Origin of the sequence: Mycobacterium gastri, from assembly GCF_002102175.1 — a bacterium.
Lineage (GTDB): Bacteria > Actinomycetota > Actinomycetes > Mycobacteriales > Mycobacteriaceae > Mycobacterium > Mycobacterium gastri.
This window is the reverse complement of record NZ_LQOX01000033.1, coordinates 1-1567: the sequence shown is the minus strand read 5'-3', so window position 1 is coordinate 1567 and position 1567 is coordinate 1. Positions and strand designations below refer to the sequence as shown.

General features: G+C 64.2%; 1 protein-coding gene and 1 other annotated feature. The gene reads left to right on the top strand.

Translation table 11 applies throughout. The features are described 5' to 3' along the window. The first annotated feature begins 51 nt into the window (after positions 1-51). Positions 52-1301, top strand: a protein-coding gene (locus AWC07_RS02595) for an IS3 family transposase (RefSeq protein ID WP_139829497.1) whose coding sequence is annotated in 2 segments (ribosomal slippage) — positions 52-325 and positions 325-1301 — 1251 coding nt in all. Because the reading frame shifts where the segments join, the coding sequence is not laid out codon by codon here. After that, positions 323-452: a sequence feature (AL1L pseudoknot), on the top strand. It overlaps the preceding gene by 130 nt. Positions 1302-1567: the final 266 nt, after the last annotated feature.

Here is a 1567-nt window from a genome sequence, read left to right as displayed (position 1 = left end):
TGAACCGTCCCGGGTTTTATGCGCACCTTCCTTTGAGGGAAGGATGGCGCGATGGCGATCAGGTACGACGAGAACACCAAGGCCAGGGCGGTGCGGCTGGTCCGCGAGCACCGCGATGACTACGACAGCGAGTGGGCGGCGATGCGCGCGATCTCGGGCCGGTTGGGGATGAGCCCGGAGACGCTGCGCAAGTGGGTGCGCCAGGCCGAGATCGATGCCGGTGAGGCAGCTGGGGTCTCAAGCGAGGAGAAGCGCGAGCTACGCGAGCTGCGCCGCAAGAACCGCGAGCTTGAGCAAACGGTCGAAATACTCAAAGCCGCAACGCATTTCTTCGCGCGGGAGTGCGACCCGCGACACCGCTGATTTGCGAGTTCATCGACGAGCACCGCGAGGACTTCGGGGTCGTACCGATCTGCCGGGCGCTGGCCATACACGGCGTGCAGATCGCCCCGCGTACCTTTTGGGCGCACCGCGCAGCTGCGCCGTCGAAACGGGCCCTGTGGGACACCACCATCACCGAAATCCTGGCCGGCTACTTCGAACCCGACGCCAAGGGCAAACGCCCGCCAGAATCGCTGTATGGCAGTTTGAAGATGTGGGCGCATCTGCAACGCCAAAACATTCCGGCGGCCCGTTGCACGGTGGAACGAATCATGCGCCGCAATGGCTGGCGCGGTGTGATGCGGGCGCGGCGGGCCCCGCGCACCACCGAGGCCGACCCGACCGCAAACCGGGCGCCGGACCTGGTTGGGCGGCGTTGGCGGGTGGCCGCGCCGAACTTATTGGAGGTGGCAGATTTCACCTACGTGACGATGACCGGCGGGTTCGGCTACACCGCGTTCGTGATCGACGCCTACGCCGGGTTGATCCCGGGCTGGGAGTGCTCGCTGAGCAAAACGACCGACTTCGTCGAACGCGCGCTGCGCCACGCTGCGGCCTTTCGGGCCCGCCAAGGCCATCCGTTCGATGACACGATCCATCACAGCGACGCTGGAAGTCAATATACTGCAATACATTTCGGTGAATCGTTGATGTTGGCCGGGCTCAAGCCCTCGATCGGGACCGTCGGGGACGCTTTGGACAACGGATTGGCCGAAACTACGATCGGGCTCTATAAAACCGAGTGCGTGCGCGAGGGTTCTCCGTTTCGCAGCGGGCCTATCGACACCCTGGCCGACCTGGAGAACATGACCTCGGCGTGGGTGAGCTGGTACAACACCTCCAGGCTCATGCACCGCCTGGGCCGGCGCCCACCCGCAGAAGCCGAGGCCAACTACTACGCGCACCTGCTACCAACGTAAGGGAACGGGGAACGTTTAATCCCAAACCCGTTGCGCCAGTGACCGAAAGAGCTGGCCGATCCCGCCATCCGCCAAGCATGCTCCGGTCCCTCGGCGCCGTCAAGCAAACTACGCTTGACAGCACCTGCGGGGCCCGGAGCGTGCGAAAGGCGGGCGGGAAGTCGGAGCACAGGAAAATGGATCCAGGTCCAGGTACTACGCTCACCGTTCAGATCGGACACCCCGGTCACACAAAACGAGGTGTGCATCAAACCCGGGATGCTCCA